Source organism: Staphylococcus sp. HMSC068G11 (assembly GCF_001815825.1).
GTDB classification, from domain to species: Bacteria; Bacillota; Bacilli; order Staphylococcales; family Staphylococcaceae; genus Staphylococcus; species Staphylococcus epidermidis.
Genome location: NZ_KV822090.1, coordinates 165,859 through 191,337 on the forward strand (window position 1 = coordinate 165,859; position 25,479 = coordinate 191,337).

At 31.8% G+C, this 25,479-nt stretch carries 22 protein-coding genes; 17 read left to right on the forward strand and 5 right to left on the reverse strand.

Annotated features, from left to right (window positions below; translation table 11 throughout):
- Positions 1 to 169: 169 nt before the first annotated feature.
- Positions 170 to 1,042 (reverse strand): undecaprenyl-diphosphate phosphatase, encoded by an 873-nt coding sequence (locus HMPREF3058_RS07055; protein ID WP_002445869.1) that lies wholly within the window; start codon positions 1,040 to 1,042, stop codon positions 170 to 172.
- A 210-nt stretch (positions 1,043 to 1,252) separates the two neighbouring features.
- On the opposite strand from HMPREF3058_RS07055, the gene HMPREF3058_RS07060 reads away from it, so the two are divergent.
- Together HMPREF3058_RS07060 and cydC are read left to right on the forward strand one after the other, a co-directional pair.
- Positions 1,253 to 2,887: an ABC transporter ATP-binding protein/permease gene (locus HMPREF3058_RS07060; protein WP_002491439.1), complete on the forward strand. Its 1,635-nt coding sequence runs from the start codon at positions 1,253 to 1,255 to the stop codon at positions 2,885 to 2,887.
- Positions 2,884 to 4,578 carry a thiol reductant ABC exporter subunit CydC gene (gene cydC, locus HMPREF3058_RS07065; RefSeq protein ID WP_002491428.1) on the forward strand — a complete coding sequence of 565 codons (1,695 nt, stop codon included), beginning with the start codon at positions 2,884 to 2,886 and terminating at the stop codon, positions 4,576 to 4,578. Before HMPREF3058_RS07060 ends, cydC begins: the two co-directional genes overlap by 4 nt.
- Before the next feature lie 239 nt (positions 4,579 to 4,817).
- Here the strand turns inward: cydC and mgrA are convergent, their stop codons facing one another.
- Positions 4,818 to 5,261, reverse strand: coding sequence for a global transcriptional regulator MgrA (gene mgrA / locus HMPREF3058_RS07070; protein ID WP_002445872.1), 444 nt, complete (start codon positions 5,259 to 5,261; stop codon positions 4,818 to 4,820).
- A 221-nt stretch (positions 5,262 to 5,482) separates the two neighbouring features.
- Here mgrA and HMPREF3058_RS07075 point away from each other — a divergent pair, with 221 nt between their 5' ends.
- The 5 genes from HMPREF3058_RS07075 to HMPREF3058_RS07095 all read left to right on the forward strand — a co-directional run bounded on the left by HMPREF3058_RS07075 (position 5,483) and on the right by HMPREF3058_RS07095 (position 11,051).
- The gene (locus HMPREF3058_RS07075) at positions 5,483 to 6,409 is read left to right on the forward strand and encodes a CobW family GTP-binding protein (RefSeq protein ID WP_002491466.1); all 927 of its coding nucleotides are present in this window, start codon (positions 5,483 to 5,485) and stop codon (positions 6,407 to 6,409) included.
- 20 nt (positions 6,410 to 6,429) lie between these two features.
- Positions 6,430 to 6,723 (forward strand): hypothetical protein, encoded by a 294-nt coding sequence (locus tag HMPREF3058_RS07080; RefSeq protein ID WP_002457641.1) that lies wholly within the window; start codon positions 6,430 to 6,432, stop codon positions 6,721 to 6,723.
- 128 nt (positions 6,724 to 6,851) lie between these two features.
- Entirely contained in the window at positions 6,852 to 7,793 is a 942-nt protein-coding gene (mdh, locus tag HMPREF3058_RS07085) for a malate dehydrogenase (RefSeq protein WP_002491464.1), read from the forward strand.
- A gap of 132 nt (positions 7,794 to 7,925) precedes the next feature.
- The gene (locus tag HMPREF3058_RS07090; RefSeq protein WP_002476304.1) at positions 7,926 to 9,482 is read left to right on the forward strand and encodes an SLC13 family permease; all 1,557 of its coding nucleotides are present in this window, start codon (positions 7,926 to 7,928) and stop codon (positions 9,480 to 9,482) included.
- A 195-nt stretch (positions 9,483 to 9,677) separates the two neighbouring features.
- The gene (locus HMPREF3058_RS07095) at positions 9,678 to 11,051 is read left to right on the forward strand and encodes a cryptochrome/photolyase family protein (protein ID WP_002491419.1); all 1,374 of its coding nucleotides are present in this window, start codon (positions 9,678 to 9,680) and stop codon (positions 11,049 to 11,051) included.
- Between the two features lie 49 nt (positions 11,052 to 11,100).
- On the opposite strand, the gene HMPREF3058_RS07100 is transcribed toward HMPREF3058_RS07095, so the two are convergent.
- Positions 11,101 to 11,370 (reverse strand): hypothetical protein, encoded by a 270-nt coding sequence (locus HMPREF3058_RS07100; RefSeq protein WP_002445879.1) that lies wholly within the window; start codon positions 11,368 to 11,370, stop codon positions 11,101 to 11,103.
- Positions 11,367 to 11,984: a DUF1361 domain-containing protein gene (locus HMPREF3058_RS07105; protein WP_002445880.1), complete on the reverse strand. Its 618-nt coding sequence runs from the start codon at positions 11,982 to 11,984 to the stop codon at positions 11,367 to 11,369. Before HMPREF3058_RS07105 ends, HMPREF3058_RS07100 begins: the two co-directional genes overlap by 4 nt.
- Before the next feature lie 413 nt (positions 11,985 to 12,397).
- On the opposite strand from HMPREF3058_RS07105, the gene norA reads away from it, so the two are divergent.
- The 10 genes from norA (at position 12,398) to HMPREF3058_RS07155 (ending at position 24,356) form a co-directional block, all read left to right on the forward strand.
- On the forward strand, positions 12,398 to 13,561 hold the full coding sequence (norA, locus tag HMPREF3058_RS07110) for a multidrug efflux MFS transporter NorA (RefSeq protein WP_002476307.1): 1,164 nt from the start codon (positions 12,398 to 12,400) through the stop codon (positions 13,559 to 13,561).
- 336 nt (positions 13,562 to 13,897) lie between these two features.
- Positions 13,898 to 14,368 carry a hypothetical protein gene (locus HMPREF3058_RS07115; protein WP_002491431.1) on the forward strand — a complete coding sequence of 157 codons (471 nt, stop codon included), beginning with the start codon at positions 13,898 to 13,900 and terminating at the stop codon, positions 14,366 to 14,368.
- A 113-nt stretch (positions 14,369 to 14,481) separates the two neighbouring features.
- Positions 14,482 to 14,964 carry a Cys-tRNA(Pro) deacylase gene (ybaK, locus tag HMPREF3058_RS07120; protein WP_002457634.1) on the forward strand — a complete coding sequence of 161 codons (483 nt, stop codon included), beginning with the start codon at positions 14,482 to 14,484 and terminating at the stop codon, positions 14,962 to 14,964.
- A gap of 255 nt (positions 14,965 to 15,219) precedes the next feature.
- Positions 15,220 to 15,978: a DeoR/GlpR family DNA-binding transcription regulator gene (locus HMPREF3058_RS07125; RefSeq protein WP_002457633.1), complete on the forward strand. Its 759-nt coding sequence runs from the start codon at positions 15,220 to 15,222 to the stop codon at positions 15,976 to 15,978.
- Positions 15,975 to 16,895, forward strand: coding sequence for a 1-phosphofructokinase (gene pfkB / locus HMPREF3058_RS07130; RefSeq protein ID WP_002491482.1), 921 nt, complete (start codon positions 15,975 to 15,977; stop codon positions 16,893 to 16,895). Before HMPREF3058_RS07125 ends, pfkB begins: the two co-directional genes overlap by 4 nt.
- Positions 16,896 to 16,900: 5 nt before the next feature.
- Positions 16,901 to 18,853, forward strand: a complete 1,953-nt coding sequence (locus HMPREF3058_RS07135) for a PTS fructose transporter subunit IIABC (RefSeq protein WP_070731236.1) — start codon at positions 16,901 to 16,903, stop codon at positions 18,851 to 18,853.
- A 354-nt stretch (positions 18,854 to 19,207) separates the two neighbouring features.
- Positions 19,208 to 20,380, forward strand: coding sequence for an N-acetylglucosamine-6-phosphate deacetylase (gene nagA, locus HMPREF3058_RS07140; RefSeq protein ID WP_002445893.1), 1,173 nt, complete (start codon positions 19,208 to 19,210; stop codon positions 20,378 to 20,380).
- 236 nt (positions 20,381 to 20,616) lie between these two features.
- Positions 20,617 to 21,966 (forward strand): hemolysin family protein, encoded by a 1,350-nt coding sequence (locus HMPREF3058_RS07145; RefSeq protein WP_002445894.1) that lies wholly within the window; start codon positions 20,617 to 20,619, stop codon positions 21,964 to 21,966.
- Between the two features lie 241 nt (positions 21,967 to 22,207).
- The gene (locus tag HMPREF3058_RS07150) at positions 22,208 to 23,047 is read left to right on the forward strand and encodes an aldo/keto reductase (protein WP_002491453.1); all 840 of its coding nucleotides are present in this window, start codon (positions 22,208 to 22,210) and stop codon (positions 23,045 to 23,047) included.
- 202 nt (positions 23,048 to 23,249) lie between these two features.
- Positions 23,250 to 24,356, forward strand: a complete 1,107-nt coding sequence (locus HMPREF3058_RS07155) for a glycosyltransferase family 2 protein (RefSeq protein ID WP_002491413.1) — start codon at positions 23,250 to 23,252, stop codon at positions 24,354 to 24,356.
- A 68-nt stretch (positions 24,357 to 24,424) separates the two neighbouring features.
- Here HMPREF3058_RS07155 and HMPREF3058_RS07160 read toward each other — a convergent pair whose 3' ends face one another.
- Positions 24,425 to 25,477: a sensor histidine kinase gene (locus tag HMPREF3058_RS07160; RefSeq protein ID WP_032602599.1), complete on the reverse strand. Its 1,053-nt coding sequence runs from the start codon at positions 25,475 to 25,477 to the stop codon at positions 24,425 to 24,427.
- Positions 25,478 to 25,479 lie beyond the last annotated feature (2 nt).

The window sequence follows — 25,479 nt, forward strand, 5'->3', positions numbered from 1 at the left end:
GTCTGGCGAGAGTTTAATGATAGGTAACTTTCATTACCTAGTAAAACCTGAAACATCTTACAATATTTCAATTTTATACGTAATGATGGTAAACATACTGAAAATAAGTTGATATACAACCATTTCTATATTGTTGAAATAGACTAATGTATTTCATACGTGTGTTTTATTAAATTCCTTTGCCAATACCGAATCCGAAGTATAGGATTGCTATAAAAATAACTAAGACAATTCTATAAATGGCAAAAGGGACTAACTTAACTTTATTAATTAAGTGTAAGAATGTTTTAATTGCAATTAATCCAACAATAAATGCCGCTAAAAATCCTAAAATGTAGAATGGTATATGTGCTAAATGAATGTACTCATAATGTTTTAGTAAAGATAACCCACTTGCAGCTAACATAATAGGTACCGACATAATAAAAGTGAAATCAGATGCAGCTTTATGATTCAATTTCATAAGAACACCAGTTGAAATCGTTGAACCAGATCTACTAAATCCAGGCCACATAGCTATTGCTTGAGAGATACCAATGACAAATGCTTGGAAATAATTAATTTGATCTACTGTTTGAGGATGCTGAACAGTTTTAGAATATTTATCAGCTATAATCATATAAATGGCACCTATAAATAAACCAATTAAGACTGTTGGTACACTAAATAAGTATTTTTCAATTAAATCATCAAATAAAAATCCTAAAATCCCTGCTGGGACCATACCTACTAATACATGTATTAAATTCAGACGTCGTGGTTTTGAACGTCTATCTCCCGCAGTGGAAGGTTCAGGTTTATGTTGACCAATGTGTAAAATTTCTAAGAAGCGTTCTCTAAATACCCAAGCAGCCGCAAATACCGAACCTAACTGTATAACAACTTTAAATGTGAATGCTGATTGAGAACCGAGAAAATTAGTTGACTTTAACCACATATCATCGACAAGTATCATGTGCCCAGTAGAAGAAACAGGGGCGAATTCGGTAAGTCCTTCTACGATACCTAAGATGATGCCTTTTATTAATTCAAGTAAAAACATACTTTACCCACTTTCTTATCTCTATTAATTTATTACTAGTACTCAAAATACCATATTATCATAGCATAGAAAATCATATTGATGGTGTTTACAATCTAAATACTAGACCAAAGTCTTATAAATGTATTAAGTTATGACTAGAATTATTCTGTGAGCGAAATGATTTTAATTTTTTGTAAACACTCTATAATATATGTAGGTGAGATTATTGTGAAAAAACTAACAAAAATGGTTTTAAGTTATAAATTATACCCCGCACTCATGTTAATCATGAGCGTTTTTTTATCTTTTACGGTCGTTGTGCAAAACATTTCAATTTCACACTTTTTAAATCACTTACTGTATTACCAACAACAATCTTTATTATTATTGTTATCAGTTATTTTTATCTCCCTTATTTTAAGGGCAACATTTAATATGCTGATTCAATTTTTAGGAGATCATTTGGCATTTAAAATAAAACATATGCTTAGAGAACAAATGATTTTGAAGAAAAGTGTCCGTTCAATTGGTGAAGAAATAAATATTTTAACTGAAAGTATTGATGGTATCGGTCCGTTCTTTCAGAGTTATTTACCTCAAGTCTTTAAATCAATGTTAATTCCCATCGTTATTATTATTACCATGTGTTTTGTTCATTTACCTACTGCTATTATTATGATAGTTACCGCACCTTTTATTCCATTGTTTTATGTTATTTTTGGACTTAAAACAAGAGATGAGTCGAAGGATCAAATGACATATTTAAACCAGTTTAGTCAACGTTTTTTAAATGCTGCTAAAGGTCTTATTACATTTAAACTTTTAAATCAAACGAAACATTCTGAGCAACAACTTTATAAAGACAGTACACGTTTTAGAGATTTAACAATGCGTATTTTGAAAAGTGCCTTTTTATCAGGACTTATGCTTGAATTCATAAGTATGTTAGGGATTGGATTGGTCGCATTGGAAGTGGCTTTAAGCTTAGTTGTGTTTAACCATATCAACTTTGTGACTGCAGCGATTGCGATTATTTTAGCTCCTGAATTTTATAATGCGATTAAAGACTTAGGTCAAGCATTTCATACAGGTAAGCAAAGTGAAGGTTCTAGCGATGTGGTGTTTTCATTTTTAGAATCTGAAGATAAAGCTGACTCTCCTACATTAAAAGTGGATGAGAAACAGTTTGAACAAGTTTTAATCAAACATGTTGATTTTCAATACGCTAATAGTAATCATATGGCATTGAAAAACATTTCATTTTCGGTAAATAAAGGAGAAAAGGTCGCTATTGTGGGACCGAGTGGTGCAGGGAAATCCACTTTAGCTAAGTTGCTTAGTCAATCAGTAACACCCACACATGGAACACTTTCATTTAACCAAGCATCATTAAATATTGGATTTCTAAGTCAGCGCCCATATATATTTGCAGATTCTATCAAAAATAATATTGCAATGTATGATGATGAGATATGTGATGCGCAAGTGATTCAAGTGCTTGATGAAGTGGGGTTAAAAGAGAAAGTACTTTCATTGAAATATGGTATCTATACTTCTATTGGTGAAGGTGGGGAAATGTTATCAGGTGGACAAATGAGACGTATTGAGTTAAGTCGTTTATTATTATTGAAACCTGATATTGTTATTTTTGATGAACCAGCGATAGGATTAGATATTGAAACTGAAAAGGTCATACAACAAGTATTAGAGCATCATTTTTCTACAACGACAGTGTTTATTATTGCACACCGTGATTCAACCATTCGAAGTTCAGCACGGCGTATATATCTCGAAAGTGGTCATCTTATAAAAGATGACTCGATCATTTCTGTTTCGCGTAGTGAGGTGACGATAGATCAATGAAATCACGTATTCATTTTAGTATAGATAGAGATTTAATATGCGCTATCATGGTAGGTGTTTTAGGTGGAATTATAGCATTAGCAATGTTCTTTTTAAGTGGTTATATGATTACTCAAAGTGCGCTAGGTGCGCCACTCTATGCATTAATGATTTTAGTTGTATCTGTTAAATTGTTTGGATTTTTAAGAGCAATCACACGCTATATAGAAAGATTACTTTCACACAAGACGACATTTACAATGTTACGTAATGTACGGGTTCAATTTTTAAAAATGCTATATCCAGTCGTTCCAGATATCTATAGAAAATTTAATTCAAGTGATCTTATTACAAAAATGATAAGCCGTGTAGAAGCTTTACAAAACATATATCTGAGAGTATATTACCCACCGATTGTAATCGGATTAACTGCAATTGTTTCAGTAATAACTATGTTGTTTTTATCTCCACTACATGCATTAGTGATTACTTTAAGTATGTTATTAACTTTATGGATTGTTCCTTGGTTAAGTGCTAAGAAAGCACGTAAATTAAAGCAACAAGTGACTCAAACGCAAAAAATATTTCTTAAAAGATATTATGATTATAAAGAAGGGCATGAAGAATTAAAACGTTTCAATCGTAGCGATGACTTCAAAAATACAGTTTCCCATGCTTTACGACAATTTGATGATATGCAACTTAAGGAACGCCGATTTCTTTCAATTTATGACTACTTGTTAAACTTAATTGCAATGTTCTCAATATTTATGTGTTTAGTGTTAGGCGCGCAACAGATTCATGATGGTCAGCTCAATGCTATTTATATTACAAGTATTATATTGATGATATTAACTTTATTTGAACAAGCAGTACCTATGAGCAATGTGGCATATTATAAAGCGGATACAGACCAGGCACTTGAAGAGATACACGAGGTTATTGTACCTAATTATAAAATTCTTTCAGAACATACTAACTTAAAGCGTTCGCAAAATCATTTATTAGAAATTAAAAATGTCACATTTAAATATGAACATCAACATCACTCTATTCTAAAACAGATTAATCTAACCGTTGAATATGGTGATAAGGTAGCAATCATCGGTCCTTCAGGATCAGGTAAAAGTACTTTACTTCATGTATTACTTGGGCTATATCAAATAGAAGAGGGAAAAGTGAGATTAAATGGTAAAGATATGAACACTATCAATGACAATGAAAAATATCAAACATTTAATGCAATGCTTCAATCTCAATATATTTTTGATGGTACAATTCGTGATAATTTATTTTCTGAGCAATCAGATGATAACCTCAAAAAGGTTCTCGGAGATGTTGGATTAGAATATTTAAATTTAGATAGAATAGTTACGTTAGACGGTCATAATTTATCAGGTGGGGAAGCTCAATGTCTAAGTTTAGCGAGATTGCTATTAAGATCTTCGGCCGATTTTTGGATATTAGATGAACCTACTACAGCACTAGATATTAATAATACCCAAAAAATTATAAATTTGATTGAATCCTTATCCCAAACACTCATCATAGCTACACATGATTTAGAAATACTTCCAAGATTTAATAAAATTATAGTCATGAATGATGGAGAAATAATAGAAAATGGCTCATATCAAGAATTAATGCAGCATGACGGTTATTTAAAAAAAGTAATAGAAATGAATAGAAACGAAATGAAATTTTTTAATTAAATCATATATAACAAAATCCTGAGACACTAAATTTTGTCTCAGGATTTTGTTATATATTGGTAGTCGATGACTAAGATGAAAAAGAACTTATATTCAGTCTTCTCAGTCATAGTTCTCGTTACCACAGGAAGAACATGAATTTAATTCAAATTCTGTCCACACCTTTATTATATAATATGTTTGAGTGTACAATGTATTTAAAACTTAACCTTTAACTTTAGTTTCATGACAGCAACACATTACTTTTCTTTTGTTTCGATAAATGCATCGATGACTTTACCTAATAAACGATTAAGTTCTTTGACCTCATCTTTAGATAAAGAAGAAGCAGTTGCAACTTTCTCAGATGCGTTGCTTAATTCGGGCCTAATCATTTCACTTTTGTCTGTTAAGTGAATAAATACTTCACGTTGATCTACTTCAGAACGTTCACGTTTGATTAAATCAACTTGTTCCATTCTCTTGAGTAATGGTGATACAGTTCCAGTATCAAGTGCTAATTCTGTAACGACCTTTTTGACGTTAACAGGTGATTCATCCCATAATATTGTTAAAACAAGAAATTGTGGGTATGTTAGATTGTACTTTTTAAAGACTTTGTTTGAATAGTAGCGATTAACTTGTCTTTGAGCGTTGTACAAACTAAAGCATAGCTGCTCTTTTAAATTATGTTGTTCAGACATTAAAGTTCTCCTCCAGACATTCTATCCGTATTCTCTTTTTTTTCGGATTGGAATCCATCTATGTTGCTTGTTTTATATACAACACTATGATTCAATGTCATGCTAAAATTAAAGTATGTTTAAAGTTTAGAAGATATCTTACATTAAATCAAGTAAAAAGATAATTAAATATTTATGTTATCATATATTAAAATGTTTGTAATAGTAAAGGATATATTAAAATGAAAAATAATAAAAATGAAAAGTTGAAAATCACAATCGTTAGCGGTTTCTTAGGCAGTGGTAAAACTACGTTCCTGACACATTATATTAATGAATTATTAAAAATTGATGAGAAAATAACAGTAATTATGAACGAATTTGGATCATTTGATGTAGATGGTAACCATTTGAGTGAATTAGTCAAAGTGTATCCATTATTGAATGGTTGTGTTTGTTGTGATATGAAATCAGATTTAGTTCAACAAATTGAGATGCTCAGTCACAACCATGAAACGAACCATATTATAATAGAAGCAACTGGTATCGCGCATCCTATTGAATTGATCATGGCGTGTCAAGATCCTCGCATAGTTCAGTTTGTTGAACGCCCCCATGTTGTTAGTATTGTTGATGCACTTCGCTTTTTACAAAGACATCAGTATACTGACTCCACAAAGCGTCTCATGGAAGAACAACTCGAGGTAAGCGATGTGCTCGTCGTTAATAAATTAGATTTAATAACTGTTGATGACAGAGATACTTTAAAAAAACAACTTAACGAAGTAAACAAATATAGTTCAAAAATATATACTACTTATGGACAAGTTAATATCGATGAGATGTCACAATTTCGTGATCAATTAGTAATGACACATACACATTCTCATCACCATGGTATAAATAGTATGCAATACACATTTACAACAGCCATTGATCGACAATTATTTTACCAATTTATTTTGCGTATGCCTGATAATGTTTTAAGATTAAAAGGATATGTACAATTTAAAGATGAACCCAATGTGACATATGAGTTTCAATATTCATTTGGTATGCCAGATTATGAAGTTATTAATGGGGATTATCCGTTAACGATAGTATTGATTGGTGAACAACTTGATGTTAACAGATTAAAAAATAAACTCGATATGTTGCAATTCTCATAAATAAGGAGAGTAAGATAAAAATGAATGAAGATAATCGTAACAAACAAATTAAATTTGAAAGAAACCTAATCACTTTTCCGTATTTAGGTTTTGCCTTTGTTGTTTTATTATTTAATATCTTTTATACCGATGTAAAAATTACAATGGTCTTATTTGGTCTATTCTTTGCTTACAATTTAGGAATGCTTTTTATAGCCTTCATAAGACATTTTAAACGTACACTTATATTAACCTTAATACTAACAATATTAAGTGGTATAGCATTTTTTGTACTGCTTTATGTTTTTGGATTAAATCATGATATTTTTGGATAGTCAATCATTATATAAATATTTATTTCACATAAGTCTTCAAGCGCTTTGTCATTTCAATGTTATAATTAACATGAATTGGCAAAGCTTTTTGATTTTTAAAGAGAAAATTAAACAAGGGGGCATTGCTTATGGTCAATAGAAGAAAGATATCAATTATTGGTGCGGGACATACAGGAGGGACTCTAGCATTCATTCTTGCACAAAAGGAATTAGCAGAAATTGTGTTGATTGAACGCCAGCAATCAGAGGGGATGGCTAAAGGAAAGGCGTTAGATATTTTAGAAAGCGGACCCATTTGGGGGTTTGACACACCTATACATGGTTCAGTAAATATAGAAGATATTAAAGACTCAGACGTAGTGGTGATGACTGCAGGTATACATAGGAAATCAGGAATGACAAGAGAAGACTTAGTTCAAACTAATGAACAAATAGTACGAGAAACTGCACTACAAATTGCAACGTATGCACCTCAGTCAATAATTATTGTACTGACTAATCCGGTTGATGCTATGACATATACAGCATTTAAAGCATCAGGTTTTCCTAAAGAACGTATTATTGGTCAATCTGGAATTTTAGACGCTGCAAGATATCGAACTTTTATCGCTCAAGAACTTAACGTGTCTGTCAAAGATGTAAATGGGTTTGTGTTAGGAGGACACGGTGATACGATGTTACCTTTGGTAAATACAACACACATTAATGGGATTCCCGTTAAGCATCTTATTTCTAAAGAAAAGATTGATCAAATTGTTGAACGTACACGTAAGGGTGGTGCAGAAATTGTTGAATTATTAGGTCAAGGCTCAGCTTATTATGCACCAGCAACTGCCATATATGAAACCATAGATGCAATTTTTAATGATCGGAAACGTTTATTACCAAGTATTGCTTATCTAGAAGGAGAATACGGATGCTCAGATATTTGTTTTGGTGTTCCTACTATAATAGGATATCAAGGAATAGAAAAGATTATAGAAGTAGATATGAATAATGATGAGTATCAACAACTACAACACTCTGCGCAAGCTGTGAGTGAAGTTAAAAACTCATTAAAATTCAAATAAATAACTAGGAAGTCCTTCATCGTAAATTGTTAGATTTTTGTGAAAATTGTGTGAAGTGTATTTATCGTTGATATATAAAAGCGCTTTCTTGATATAATGAACATATATTCATAGAATAAGGAGACGATGATAATGGCTAAAGGGGACCAATATCAAGCGCATACTGAAAAATATCATGATAAAAAGTCTAAAAAAAATTATAAACCTGTGTGGATTATCATTAGTTTTATTATTTTAATTACTATCTTGTTATTACCCACACCAGCAGGATTGCCTGTAATGGCTAAAGCAGCATTAGCTATTCTAGCTTTCGCTGTAGTTATGTGGGTTACAGAAGCAGTTACTTATCCAGTTTCTGCAACATTAATTTTAGGATTAATGATACTTTTACTAGGTTTAAGTCCAGTTCAAGATTTATCCGAAAAACTTGGAAACCCTAAAAGTGGCGACATAATACTAAAAGGTAGCGATATTTTAGGAACGAATAACGCGCTTAGTCACGCTTTCAGTGGTTTTTCAACCTCAGCCGTAGCACTTGTAGCTGCAGCATTATTTTTAGCAGCAGCAATGCAGGAAACCAATTTACATAAACGACTTGCATTACTTGTGCTATCAATTGTAGGAAATAAAACTAGAAATATAGTCATTGGTGCTATTTTAGTATCTATTGTTCTAGCATTTTTTGTACCATCAGCTACAGCGCGTGCTGGTGCAGTTGTCCCAATATTACTGGGAATGATTGCTGCATTTAATGTGAGTAAGGATAGTAGACTTGCTTCATTATTAATTATCACTGCTGTACAAGCAGTTTCGATATGGAATATAGGTATTAAAACGGCTGCAGCACAAAATATTGTAGCTATCAATTTTATTAACCAAAATTTAGGACATGATGTATCATGGGGAGAGTGGTTTTTATATGCTGCGCCGTGGTCAATCATTATGTCTATAGCTCTTTATTTTATAATGATTAAGTTTATGCCACCTGAACATGATGAAATTGAAGGTGGCAAAGAGTTAATTAAAAAGGAACTTAATAAATTAGGACCAGTCAGTCATAGAGAATGGCGACTAATTGTGATTTCAGTGCTTTTATTATTCTTCTGGTCGACTGAGAAAGTATTACATCCGATTGATTCAGCTTCGATTACACTAGTTGCTCTAGGTATTATGCTGATGCCAAAGATTGGTGTTATTACTTGGAAAGGTGTTGAAAAGAAGATTCCGTGGGGAACGATTATAGTATTTGGTGTAGGAATCTCACTTGGTAATGTATTACTTAAAACAGGAGCCGCTCAATGGTTAAGCGATCAAACATTTGGTTTAATGGGGCTTAAACATTTACCAATCATAGCAACTATTGCGTTAATTACCTTATTTAATATATTAATACATTTAGGTTTTGCAAGTGCAACGAGCTTAGCCTCTGCGTTAATACCTGTGTTTATTTCTTTGACTTCAACGCTAAATTTAGGTGATCATGCTATTGGTTTTGTATTAATACAACAATTTGTGATTAGTTTTGGTTTCCTACTACCTGTTAGTGCACCACAAAATATGCTTGCATATGGTACTGGGACTTTTACTGTAAAGGATTTTTTAAAGACAGGTATACCTTTAACGATAGTAGGTTATATTTTAGTTATCGTATTTAGTTTGACGTATTGGAAATGGCTTGGTTTAGTGTAAGTAAAAGATTTAGGTATTCAAATGATAATTATAAATGTCTCGTAAAGTTTAATATTTTAACTTTACGAGACATATTTTATAAATTCGTGGCAAGTTAATCTTAATAGTTGAAATGAAGCGTATAAAAATATATGAATTTAAATAGAATTTAGTATTAGGGTATAACAAAAAATTAATGTTAGGTGGTAATTTCTAATGTCTATAGGTGTCATATTAAATAGAGTTTTTAGGATAAATAATAATCCCTTATTTGATTATATATATAGAAATAAAGAATCTATAAATCAATGTTATTTTATTATTCCAACTGAAGAGTTTGAAGAAGAAGCAAAAAAGAAAGCACAATACTATTATGGGTCCATACAGAAGTTTATGTATGAACTACAACGATATGATATAGAACCCTTTTTGATGTCTTATGATAAATTAATAGATTTTTGTAAAAAACAAACTATAGACAAGGTTGTTGTTGCAGGTGATATTATGAGTTATCATCACGAAGAATATGATATTTTACATCAAAGAAAACGGTTTAAACAAGCTGATATTCAAGTAATATCATTAAGGGCAAACCATTATTTTAAACCTTGCAAAACACATAATAAACAAGGTGAACCATATAAAGTATTTACCAGTTTTTATAGAAAATGGCGTCCTTACTTAATGATTAGAGATGAATATGACTATCATTTAGAAGATATTACAAAGGTTGCAGTGAAATCTCAACATAAACTTAAAGAAGATTATCATTCATATGGCATAAGTGAACGTGATGTTCAAAATCGTTGGTCTGAATTTTTATCTCAAGATATCGAAAATTATAAAGAAAACAGGGAATATTTGCCTGAAGTATTAACAAGCCAACTAAGTATTTACTTAGCTTATGGAATGATAGATATTATACAAGTTTTCAACGATTTACTTCAAAATTATGATAAAAATGAACAAAATTACGAAGCTTTTATACGTGAATTGATTTTTAGAGAGTTTTATTATGTATTGATGACCAATTATCCCGAAACAGCTCATGTTGCTTTTAAAGAAAAATACCAACAATTGAAATGGTCTTATAATGAAGAGAATTTTAAATTGTGGAAAGATGGGAATACTGGTTTTCCTATTGTTGATGCAGCAATGGAGGAACTTAAAACAACTGGATTTATGCATAATCGCATGAGAATGGTAGTTTCTCAATTTTTAACTAAGGATTTGTTTATTGACTGGATTTGGGGTGAGTCATTTTTCAAACAAAAATTAATAGATTATGATGCAGCTTCAAATGTTCACGGATGGCAATGGTCGGCTTCTACTGGAACAGATGCTGTACCATACTTTAGAATGTTTAATCCTATAAGACAAAGCGAGCGTTTTGATAATAATGCTCGATATATTAAAACTTACATTCCAAAATTAAATCAGATAGATGCTAAGTATTTACACGATACCCATAAATTCGAGCAACAAATAAAGGGTCAAGGTGTAGAAATAGGTAAAGACTATCCTAAACAAATGATTGATCACAAAGAAAGTAGACAACGTGTAATGTCAGAATTCAAAGCATTAGATTAAAGAAAAAAGATCTGAACAACAGTATACGTGCGTTCAGATCTTTATCTAGTTACATAAAAAAACAAACATAGATTAAAATATATTCTAACAAAGTTAAAATATACATATATTTAAGGTTTAATTTAGTTTTAAAAGGGACTTCCCAATTTGTATAACGGGTCTCATAATAAAATAATTGCATCAAATATAATCCTATCCCCAACGGTAAACACATTAATAAAATAGCTTTAGTATAGCTCCATCCTATTTGATGCCATAAATGACCTATCATGAGTTGAATCATGATGAGACATACCATTAATATTACTTCAATCATCATTGGTAAAATCTCACCCCTTTAACAAACAATATGACTGTTGCTTGTATGAGCACCATTAGAATGACAAATAGTAACGCTTTAACATCTATGATTAAAAAAACCTCTTTCACAATTTTTAAAGGTGCATTTAATAAATAGACAGTATGTAATCTTAAGAATCGACCGATGTAAATACCTAATCCATTTAAGAACATTAATATAACTATCAATAGTCGATTTAACCATACATAAGACGTAAAATGTGCAATTTCTAAAAATATAAGAATTGTGAGGTATATTGCTAAGAGTACGCCAAGTATTAGATAGGTGAAATAAATCCATTCTGTGATGTTTAATCCAGCTAAAAAGTTAAATTGAAATTGGTTTAAGTGTATGAGATCGGTAATCATATAAAATGTGTTTGGAACTAATAATAGAAATATGAGTCCGAAAACAATAAATAAGGGCCATTCAAAAGCTTTGACTGGTTTGAATAATTTTAAAAGTAGACAAAGTTCAAAAGGCACGTATGCTAAAAATAAATTTAATGTCATAAAGTTAAAAATATGTGATTCAGTCATAGATATAGCAAATAAGATAATGAAATATATTCTTGCAAAGTAACGAGATTGCATAACCACGCACTACTTTCTATAGAGTTTGATAGTCGAGAGTTAATGATAACTTTTACAGTGAGGCATTTCAAACAATTTGAGGTGCTTTCTGTTTATACAGATGAGAAAGCGAAGAAAAATTACTCCGTACATTCATTAGACTTTGGTAAATTTGATTAAGATTTTGTCGAAAGTTTAGGAAGATACAGTTTCGTTTAATTATATGTTAAATTTTTAACTAAAAAATAGAGTTTAGTGAAATTTAAATATTAAAGTTTTTCAAAATGATTGTCATGCCACGTTAAATTGTTATACAATGTAGAAACTTTTAGTAAAGTAAAGTTTTTATGCGGGACATTAAAATTAAAAAATAAACTTGCGATAAAATTCAAAATGATTGGTATGCTTACTATATTAGAAAAAGGGGGTGTCCTATGAAAAAGCAATTATTTATTCTTTATTTTAATATATTTCTTATATTTTTAGGAATTGGGTTAGTTATTCCTGTACTTCCTGTATATTTAAAGGATTTAGGATTAAAAGGTAGTGACTTAGGAATGCTAGTTGCTGCCTTTGCATTATCACAAATGATTATTTCACCATTTGGTGGGACACTAGCTGATAAATTGGGGAAAAAATTAATTATATGTATCGGTTTAGTATTCTTTTCTGTCTCTGAATTTATGTTCGCAGCCGGTCAAAGTTTTACCATTTTAATCATTTCACGTGTTTTAGGTGGTTTTAGTGCAGGCATGGTCATGCCTGGTGTAACAGGTATGATTGCAGATATTTCTCCAGGAGCTGATAAAGCTAAAAACTTTGGTTATATGTCGGCAATTATTAATTCAGGTTTCATATTAGGGCCTGGATTTGGAGGGTTTTTAGCTGAAATTTCACATAGATTACCTTTCTATGTTGCTGGAACATTAGGTGTTGTTGCATTCATTATGTCAGTTTTATTAATTCATAATCCTCACAAAGCAACCACAGATGGATTCCACCAATATCAACCAGAATTATTCACTAAAATTAATTGGAAAGTATTTATTACGCCAGTTATATTAACACTTGTATTAGCATTTGGTTTATCTGCTTTTGAAACATTGTTTTCTTTATATACAGCTGACAAAGTAAATTATACTCCTAAAGATATTTCGATAGCTATTATCGGTGGAGGCGTGTTTGGCGCATTATTCCAGGTATTCTTCTTTGATAAATTTATGAAACATATGAGTGAACTTAATTTTATTGCATGGTCATTACTATATTCAGCTATTGTTCTCGTTATGTTAGTGCTTGCAAATGGTTATTGGACGATTATGATGATTAGCTTTGTTGTTTTTATAGGTTTTGATATGATTAGACCGGCTTTAACTAATTACTTCTCAAATATAGCAGGTAAACGGCAAGGTTTTGCAGGTGGATTGAATTCAACTTTTACCAGTATGGGTAACTTTATAGGTCCTCTTGTAGCTGGTGCATTATTCGATGTTAATTTAGAGTTTCCTTTATATATGGCTATTGCGGTTTCATTAAGTGGAATTATCATTATTTTTATTGAAAAAGGACTTAAGTCACGTCGTAAAGAAGCAAATTAATACTCAATATGAAATGTGGGGCCCCAACAAAAAGAATTTCACCGAGAAATTCTACGGACAAGGCAAGTTTGGGCGGACGAGGTGGGACACAGTGTTCAAGACGGAATCTGTGCCCCACTTCTTTTGTTTTATAACTTGTAATGCAAAGTTGATCTTACCTTAAATATAAGTTTTAAAAGATTATGAATTATTAGTGGTTTATGTAACAAAAATAACAACTACATTAATGTTATTGTTACAAATATTACAATCTATTTAAATTGTAATCTACATATCTTTTATTAAAAGTTGTTGTGTTAAGATAGAATAAATCTTAAGAGAAATGTGGGTAAGGAGATGAAATTGAAAAACTTATTTTTAAGTTCTGTTGCAATTATTTTGTCAATTTGTTTAGTACTTTTATTATTTTTAGCTACAAACCAAAATGCATTAGCGAAAGTCCATAAAACAATTTGCACTTTTACTAAAGTAAAAACAGTTTCTCATAACAATATATTCCCTAACTTAAATATGAATCATGTTGCTGAAGCTTCAGAAAAAAACTCTGATTATCAAAAGAATGTTAATAAAACAAATCAACAAAGTGTAAGAACGCAAACATCTTATGATTTCAATCCACAAGAATGTAAAGTAATTGCTTTGAATTACGCTGAGAATCATTTAAGTAAAAAATATAATATAGAGCGTACCTTCAACGAGTCGCTTCATTCAGTATATGTATTTTCTAGTGAAAATAAACTTCATCAAACTAAGGTTAAAGTCAATAAAAGTGGGACTGTACATGCATCAAACATCAATTATCATTAATTAACACGCTTTCTACTATATAAGAAAGGGTGTTTTTTAATAGTGTTAGAGTAAATGAAATAAAGTTTTCATGTTAAAATGAAATGTGAATGATCATTATAAAGGGTGAGTATGTGTCTAAAACTAAAAAAACAAATGCTATGCGGATTTTAGATAGAGCTAAAATTAATTATCAAATGAATACTTACGAAGTTACTGACAAGCATCAACATGGAGAAGAAATTGCTCAACTCGTAGGTGCTAAAATAGAAGAAGTCTTTAAAACACTTGTACTAGAGAATTCTAATCATGAACACTATGTTTTTGTCATTCCAGTTAATGAAACGTTAGATATGAAGAAGGCTGCTCATGTTGTTAATGAAAAGAAATTGAACTTAATGCCTCTCGATCAATTAAAACAAGTAACAGGGTATGTTAGAGGAGGATGTTCACCTATCGGTATGAAACATTCCTTTAAAACGACGATTGATGCTTCCGCTAGAAATTTAGAAAAAGTTTATATTAGCGGAGGTCAAAGAGGAATGCAAATTATCATTCATGTGAATGATTTAATTGACATGACAAAGGCTCAAGTAGAATCTATTACACAGAATTAATCGTGTATAGACATTTAATGTTTCAACATTATTTGAATAAATTTGTAAAGACATTGTTTAATACTTAGAAAATGATCTCTGAAAATTAAAATGTACGACTTAAATTGTGATGATGTAATCCATTTTAAACACCTAATCTGAAAGGTGTTTTTATTTTTGTCACAAAATGATTGTTTTTGATTGAAAATGGAAGATTTTGATTGAAATATGTAAGCGTAGCCATTACAATATAAGTGAGTTAGGGGAGGTATAGCAGTGATATCAGAAAAACGACAGAATTTAATTTTACAAGAATTAACTCAAAAGGACTTTTTAACACTTCAAGATTTAGTTGATAGAACAGGATGTAGTGCATCAACTATACGAAGAGATTTATCTAAGTTGCAAAATATGGGTAAATTACAACGTGTACATGGTGGCGCTACAATTCATCAAAATCGAGTTAAGGAACCTAAGTTATCTGAAAAAAGAACTCAGAATTTACGTGAAAAACAAGAAATCGCTAAACGTGCTGCATGTGATATACAAGATCATGAATGTATATTTCTAGATGCGGGTTCCTCAACTTTTGAGTTAATTCAATATATTGAGGCAAAGGATATTACTGTTGTAACAAACGGAATGACACATGTTGAAGAACTATTAAAGCACGGTATTAAAACTTTAATGGTTGGTGGCCAAGTTAAACCTACGACAATGGCTACAGTTGGTGCTAACGCGTTAGAAACATTAAGACGTTATTGTTTTGATCGCGCTTTTATAGGAATGAACGGTATTGATTTAAAATATGGATTAACAACCCCTGATGAACAAGAAGCTTTGATTAAAGAAACAGCTATGAAACTATCAAATCATAAATATGTGCTTGTCGATCAATCAAAGTTTAATCAAATTTATTTTGCAAGAGTTCCAATTTTAGATGGGCTTAGCATCATAACTTCGCAAAAGGCAATGCAAAGCAAGATGACTGAAGCTTACATGAATGAATTTAATTTTATAGGAGGGAAATCATGATATATACAGTTACTTTCAATCCTTCAATCGATTACATCATTTTTACTGATGGATTTGAAATAGCAGGATTAAATCGGGCAAAAGCAACGTATAAATTTGCTGGAGGTAAGGGGATCAATGTGTCAAGAGTACTTAAAACTTTAGATGTTGATTCTACAGCTTTAGGATTTTCAGGAGGTTTCCCTGGGGATTTTATTACTCAAACACTTGAGGACAGTAATATTCAATCAGATTTTGTTCAAGTAGATGAGGATACGCGTATTAATGTGAAACTAAAATCAGGTCAAGAAACAGAAATCAATGCACCCGGACCTAAAGTGACACACGCGCAATTTGAACAACTTTTATCACAAATACGTCGCACTACAAAAGACGATATTGTTATTGTAGCTGGAAGTGTACCGAACAGTATTTCAAGTGATGCTTATGCACAAATAGCACAAATCACTGAAAAAACTGGTGCGCAACTAGTTGTTGATGCAGAAAAAGATCTTGTTGAAACAGTATTACCATATCGACCATTATTTATTAAACCAAACAAAGATGAATTAGAAGTAATGTTTAACACTACAGTCAAGAGTGATGAAGATGTTATAAAATATGGTAAAGAAATTTTAAAAAAAGGGGCACAATCAGTCATCATTTCACTTGGTGGCGATGGTGCGATATATGTTGATCAACATCAAAGTATTAAAGCTGTGAATCCACAAGGACATGTAGTTAATACAGTAGGATCTGGTGATAGTACAGTGGCAGGTATGGTAGCAGGGTTGTCCATGGGTCTTAATGTAGATGAAGCTTTTCAACAGGCCGTAGCTTCAGGAACAGCGACTGCTTTTTCAGAAGATTTAGCGACAAGAGATGCTATAGAAAATATTAAATCTCAAGTGACAATTTCTGTACTTGATGGGGAGTGAAAAAGATGAGAATTACTGAACTGTTAACTAAAGAAACAATAGCGATGGATTTAGATGCTTCTGATAAGAGTGGGGTGATTACTGAGCTAGTTAATCAATTGGATAAAGCAGGTAAGTTAAGTGACCCTGTATCGTTTAAAGAGGCAATTCATAATCGTGAATCTCAGAGTACAACAGGGATTGGTGAAGGTATTGCTATACCACATGCTAAAGTTGCAGCAGTTAAAACACCTGCAATTGCATTCGGTAAATCTAAAGAAGGTGTGGATTATCAGAGTTTAGACATGCAACCTGCACACTTATTCTTTATGATTGCAGCGCCTGAAGGTGGAGCACAAACGCACTTAGATGCACTTGCGAAACTTTCCGGAATATTAATGGATGAGAAAATACGTGAAAAATTAATTCATGATGAATCTCCTGAAGAAGTGTTAAACATTATCGATGAAGCGGATGATGAGGCAACAAAAGAAGAAGAAGCAGAAGCGAATGAAAATGCAACTGTTTCAACTGACAACTCAAATCAAGATAATAATGAGCCTTATGTTTTAGCAGTTACAGCATGCCCAACTGGTATAGCCCACACATATATGGCACGTGATGCTTTGAAAAAGCAAGCTGAGAAGATGAACATCAAAATTAAAGTTGAAACAAATGGTTCTAGTGGTATTAAAAATCATTTAACTGAACAAGACATAGAACGTGCAACTGGAATAATTGTTGCAGCAGATGTCCATGTAGAAACTGATCGTTTTGATGGAAAAAATGTGGTTGAGGTTCCTGTTGCTGATGGTATTAAACGCCCCGAAGAACTAATTAATACAGCATTAGATACAAATCGTAAACCATTCGTAGCGCAAGGTGGATCGAAAAAACATGACGATAATGAAGAAAAGTTAAGTCCAGGAAAAGCATTCTATAAACACTTAATGAATGGTGTTTCTAATATGTTACCACTTGTTATTTCGGGTGGTATCTTAATGGCAATTGTATTCTTATTCGGCGCAAACTCATTTAAACCTGATAGTTCAGAATATAATGCATTTGCTGAACAATTATGGAATATCGGTAAAAATAGTGCCTTTGCTTTAATTATTCCGATTTTAGCTGGTTTCATTGCACGTAGTATTGCAGATAAACCAGGTTTTGCAGCTGGTTTAGTTGGTGGTATGTTAGCTATTTCTGGAGGTTCTGGATTTATTGGTGGAATTATTGCAGGTTTCTTAGCAGGTTATTTAACTCAAGGAATTAAATATATTACACGTAAATTGCCACAAGCAATTGAAGGCTTGAAACCTACTTTAATCTATCCATTGCTTTCTGTTTCAATTACTGGATTATTAATGGTGTATGTCTTTAATCCGCCAGCAGCTTGGTTAAATCATTTGTTATTAAATGGTTTAAATAGTTTGTCAGGCTCTAATATTATGTTACTTGGTCTTGTGATTGGAGCTATGATGGCAATTGACATGGGCGGTCCATTTAATAAAGCAGCTTATGTATTTGCTACTGCTGCACTAACTGAAGGTAATGCAGCTCCTATTACTGCAGCGATGATTGGTGGTATGATTCCTCCATTAGCTATCGCTACAGCAATGTTAATCTTTAGAAGAAAATTCACTAAAGAGCAAAGAGGCTCAATTGTACCAAACTATGTTATGGGATTATCATTTATTACTGAAGGTGCCATCCCATTCGCAGCTGCCGATCCATTACGTGTGATTCCTTCAATGATGGTTGGTTCAGGTGTGGCTGGAGCAATAGCTTTAGGTTTAGGATCAAGTATCAAAGCACCTCACGGTGGAATTTTCGTCATTGTTGGTACTGATTTTAGCCATATACTTCAAACTCTTATTGCTTTAGTTGTAGGTACGTTAGTTTCAGCTTTACTTTATGGTTTCTTGAAACCAAAAGTAACAGACAATGAAATTCAAGCATCTCAAGCTATGGATGAATAGTAATCATATAATTAGTAATAACAATGCTTTAAATATTTAGAAAATTAATTGAATTAAACGGTGATTTCCATTTCAAAATAAATGGGAGTTGCCGTTTTTTTAATAGAAATTTATGTTGCATTGGTTAGATTGAATGTTATCGTTGTAATAAAGAATAAGAAGTTTAATAATTAAATAGTTATTGTGTATGAAAATAATATCTTAAATTAAAAATACTGTTATTAAATTAAGAATATATAGTAAAATTCATCTGTTAACCGATGAAATATTGAAAAGTGATATTCAGTACGAAGAAAGATATAATAAAATAGTTCAATCAACTACTAATAATTTAAAGAAAAGAAGGGTTCAATCATGTCAGAATATGTTTTAACGAATGGCATCGTATATACAGAAAATGAAATGATTAACAATGGATATGTTCATATTAAAGATGGGAAAATTTTGGACGTTGGTAAGTGTCCTTTTCATCCGTCATCGTCTCATAATACAATTGACATTATTGATGTAAAAAAACGACATATACTGCCTGGGTTTATAGATATTCACATTCATGGGGGGTATGGTGAAGATGCCATGGATGCATCTGAACAGGGTTTACAACATTTAGCAGAATCACTCCTTTCTGAGGGGACAACATCTTTTTTAGCAACAACAATGACACAGTCAACGGTCAACATTGAGCGGGCACTTCAAACTATTGCTAAATATACTCAACAACAAGATGTTACAAATGCTGCCGAAATTGTCGGAGTACATCTTGAAGGTCCATTTATTTCAGAACATAAAGTAGGCGCACAACACCCTCAATTCGTACAGCGTCCTACGGTTGATAAAATAAAGTCGTTTCAGAAAGTAGCGAATGGACTAATTAAGATTATTACATACGCTCCTGAAGTTGATGGAGCAACAGAAACTTTAAAGACAATGAAAAATGATATCATTTTTTCAATCGGACATACGGTGGCAACGTTTGATCAAGCGAATGCAGCTGTAAGTCATGGTGCCAAACATATCACTCATTTGTATAATGCAGCGACCGGCTTTCAACATCGAGAACCGGGCGTATTTGGTGCAGCCTGGTTAAATCAAGGATTGCATACTGAAATGATTGTGGACGGTATTCATTCACATCCAGCATCCATCGCACTTGCATATAGACTTAAAGGGAATCAAAGCTGTTATTTAATTACAGATGCGATGAGAGCTAAAGGAATGCCAGAAGGACATTATGATTTAGGTGGTCAGGATGTGATTGTAAAGGGAAGTGAAGCACGTCTGTCTTCTGGGGCTTTAGCTGGAAGTATACTCAAAATGAACGAAGGACTTAAAAACTTAATACAATTTACAGGTGACACGATTGAGCATTTATGGAGAGTAACAAGTTTAAATCAAGCGGTGACATTAGGCATAGATGACGTAAAAGGTAGTATTAAAATCGGGAAAGATGCAGATATTGTTATCATAGATGATGCATGTAATGTTGAAACGACGATTAAAAATGGAAAATATCATGCTTTCAAATGATTTATCATTAGTTGAACAAAAAAATTATTTTGTCTACAATATAGCATTGGCATATGTTTAACATATAACAAAAGATTTATGATAGAATGAAGCCAATCACATTTTTTACGGGGAGTGTCACGATGGGAAGGTCTTAGCATGTAGTTGTCACTTATTGATTCATGATGATTTAAATACGTGTTACCTAAGCGTGACACAATATATATGGAGGTGAATCCCTAGAAATAGGGAATTAATTGGAAACTTCGACCATAATTAGTTTAGTTATATTTTTTCTTTTGATTGCATTAACAACAGTATTCGTTGGGTCAGAATTTGCATTAGTAAAAGTGAGATCAACGCGTATTGAACAATTAGTAGATGAGGGTAATAAGAGTGCAAAAATTGTCAAAAAGATGATAGACAATCTTGACTATTACTTATCTGCCTGTCAATTAGGTATCACAGTAACGTCTTTAGGCTTAGGTTGGTTAGGTGAACCAACATTTGAAAAGATGATGCACCCACTATTCGAGTTATTACATTTACCGAGTCCTTTAACAACGACGATTTCATTTGTTGTTTCATTCATTGTTGTGACATATTTACATGTTGTATTAGGCGAATTGGCACCTAAATCATTTGCTATTCAACATACAGAACAACTTGCACTTTTATATTCAAGACCACTATTTTATTTTGGTAATTTTATGAAACCACTTATATGGTTAATGAATGGTTCTTCTCGTGTGATTGTCAGAATGTTTGGATTTGATCCAGATGCTCAAACTGATGCAATGTCAGAAGAAGAAATAAAAATTATTATAAACAATAGTTATAATGGTGGAGAGATTAACCAAACAGAGCTTGCGTATATGCAAAATATTTTTTCATTTGATGAACGTCATGCAAAAGATATTATGGTGCCACGTACACAAATGGTTACGCTCAACGAACCATTTAACGTAGATGAATTATTAGATACTATCAAAGAACATCAGTTTACAAGATATCCAATCACTGAAGATGGTGATAAAGACCATGTAAAAGGATTTATAAATGTCAAAGAGTTTTTAACAGAATATGCGTCAGGTAAACCGATTAAAATCGCCAATTATATTCATGAACTACCCATGATTTCAGAAACAACTAGAATAAGTGATGCTCTTGTAAGAATGCAAAGAGAGCATGTACATATTAGTTTGATTATAGATGAATATGGTGGGACAGCAGGTATTTTAACAATGGAAGATATTTTAGAAGAAATTGTTGGTGAAATCAGAGACGAATTTGATGATGATGAAGTTAACGATATAGTTAAACTTGATGATCATACTTATCAAATTAATGGTCGTGTTTTACTTGATGATTTAAATGAAAAATTTGACATAGAGTTTGAAGATTCTGAGGATATTGATACTATTGGTGGTTGGTTACAATCACAAAATACTAATTTGCAAAAAGATGACTTCGTTGATACTGAATATGATCGTTGGACGATTACAGAAATCGACAATCATCAAATTATTTGGGTCAATTTGAATTATGAATTTAATAGTGGACGCCCTTCTGTTGATGAAGAACAAGAAGATGACGAACGTGATTAATACTTAAAAAGATAAGTTGTGGGATAGAATGCCAAGTGAGTTCTATCCCACTTTTTGTTTTGAAAAAGGATAATTAAAATGTAGAGGGTAACGAAGATACTCATCATTTAAGGAGCAATAAATTGCATTGTATTAAAATAACAAAATGAATAGATCAAATTTGTTTTATCAGTAAATAAAAAAGGTATTAAAATGATAATAAGCGAATAATATTTATGTAAATAAGGAGAGTTAATGTACTATGACAAATGATGTTCAAATTTTAAATAACGGTTATCCAATGCCTGCAGTTGGGTTAGGAGTTTATAAGATAGCGGATGACCAGATGGAAGAGGTTGTTCGTACAGCTTTAGATGCAGGATATCGCGCATTTGATACGGCTTACTTTTATGGAAATGAAAAAGCGTTAGGTAGTGCATTAAAACAATCAAATATTGAGAGGGACGAGCTATTCATAACATCTAAACTTTGGAATGATTATCAAGGTTATGACCAAACAATAGAGTACTTTAATAAATCATTGGACAATTTAGGGTTAGACTATTTAGATTTATTTTTAATTCATTGGCCTTGCGAAAATGATCAATTGTATATTGAATCATATAAAGCCTTAGAACATTTATATGAAGAAGGTAAAATAAAAGCCATTGGTGTATGTAACTTTAAGATACATCATTTAGAAAAGTTAATGAGAGAAACTAAAATTACACCACAGGTGAATCAAATTGAGTTGCATCCGTACTTTAACCAACAAGATGTACAAGACTTTTGTGATGAACATGATATTAAAGTAACAGCTTGGATGCCTTTAATGCGTAATAAAGGATTGCTTGATGATCCTGTTATTACAGATATTGCTCATCGTTATGATAAAACACCTGCACAAATTGTCTTACGTTGGCATCTCGCACATAATCGTATTATCATTCCTAAATCACAAACACCTCAACGTATTAAAGAAAATTTTGATATTTTTGATTTTAATTTTGAGTTAACAGATGTTGCAGAAATAGATAGTTTAAATAAAAATGCTAGACAAGGAAAAGATCCTGATGATGTCAGTATTGGAGATTTGAAATAAATATAATTAACCAGTTAGCGTTAACTTTTAAAAGATAATTAAATACTTTTTACTAAAAGTTAATGTGTTCCTCATAAATGATAATGTTTAAAACTATTAAGCTTAATTTAAGATTATGTAAATACACAGTATTTAACTAGAATGTATGACAAGGAAATTGATAAAATGATAGCAAATAGTTCAGAGAAAAGGATGTCATTTAATGAAAATCAGAGTCATCGTCCCTTGCTATAATGAAGGCGAAGTCGTTTTGAAAACTTATGACAAATTAACTGAAATAATGAAGAAAGATAGTTTAATCAAAAACTATGAATACGATTTACTCTTTATTAACGATGGTAGTATAGATACAACAATACATCATATCAAGAATATTGTTGCGTATGATAACCATGTTAAATATCTTTCGTTCAGTCGAAACTTTGGCAAAGAAGCTGCAATGATTGCTGGCTATGAGCATAGCACAATGCACGACGCGGTGATTATGATTGATGGAGATTTACAACATCCGCCTGAATATATTCCACAAATGATAGAGGGTTACATTGAAGGTTACGATCAAGTGGTTGCTAAGAGGAATCGTCAGGGAGAGAATTTTGTACGTAAAACGTTGTCTCGATGTTATTATAAGTTAATTAATGCATTTGTAGAGGATATCCAATTTGAAGACGGCGTTGGTGATTTTAGATTACTCAGTCGACGTGCAGTTCAAGCTTTAACAACCCTTGATGAATATAATCGTTTCTCTAAAGGTCTATTTGAATGGATAGGTTATGAAACAAAAGTATTTCAATATGAAAATGTGACCCGAGAAGATGGAGAATCTAAGTGGACTTTTAGAAAGTTACTCAACTATGGTATAGATGGACTCATTTCTTTTAACAATAAGCCTTTACGCATGATGATATACCTAGGTATGTTCACGTTTTCTATCAGTATTTTATATATAATTTATTTGTTAATAAACATTTTGATTAATGGTATAAATATACCTGGTTATTTTACTACGATTGCTGCTATATTATTGTTGGGTGGTATTCAATTAATGTCTATTGGCGTAGTAGGAGAATATATCGGTCGTATTTATTATGAAGTTAAACATAGACCGAAGTATATTGTTGAAAATTCTAATATTCAGACTGAGAATCTCGACATGAGATATAATGCTTTAAACCTGAATAAAAATAGAAATAACAAGCGTAGTAATGATTTATATAAATTAAGTTCTTTTTATAAAGTTAAAACATATAGTGATACGTATGCATCAAATTATTCTCAAGAAGAAGGCTTTAAAGAGCGTGTACATTAATGAAAACCGAATGTAGCTAGAATGTTCAAACTCATTCCAGCTACATTCGGTTTTTTATACAGTACAAATTACTTTTTAAATTGAAATTTTTTTAAGGTAAGTGTCATCGTGGTTCCAATGTCTAAATCACTTTGGACTGTGATAGAGGCGTCAATTTGTTGTGCTAACTCATTTGCAATGTATAACCCTAACCCCGAACCACCAGTCTTAGTATTTCGAGAGTCTTCAACTCTAAACGTTCTTTCAAAGATACGTGATTGAAGTTCTGGAACGATACCTATCCCCTCATCTTTTATTGCAATACTAATGGCGTCGTTTTCTTTACACTCAGAAATAATAATATCAATACGGCTACCAGAATTAGAAAATTTTAATGCATTATCTAGTAAATTAGTCAAAATACGTTCGATTGGAGGTCGATACTGGTAGAATGCATCAATATCTGTGCAGAAATTAACTTCAAGCGTACGATTTTCTTGTTTTATGTGTTGTTCGTATGGTTGTAATATATTAACAAGTAATTGATCGAGCTGTATTAATTCCAAAGGATAAGAACGTCCAGTATTTAAATTAATCACATGTGTAATGTCATCAAATAAAATTGATAAACGATTTGCTTGTTTGATTAATGTTTCATATGCTTCATGAACTTCTTGAGGATTACTAATGACACCATCTCGTAGACCTTCAGAATATGATCGAATACCAGCTAAAGGTGTTTTTAAATCATGTGCAAGGTTTTGTATAATTTCAGTTTTTTCTTGTTGCTCGTTTTTTATCATATTCATTTGATTATTAATTTCATATGCCATTTTATTAAATGAATCATTCAACTCTTTAATTTCTCTAGGAGACTGGAATGTTTCATCATCGATGAATTTTTCGTGATTTATAAATTGCTTAGTCTTAATGTTGAATTGCTTAATCTTCTGAATTAAAGGATTAATAAAAATACTACAAATCGAAAGTGTTAAACAGCTTGTTATCATAGTAGTGATGGCTAAAGTGAGTGTCATGTGACCATTAAACCACATGAGCTTATATGCAATAACCAGTATAATTGTTGTTAAAATAACGCTTGAAATGACACCGATAATGATTTGACTTCTTATTGAAAAAATAG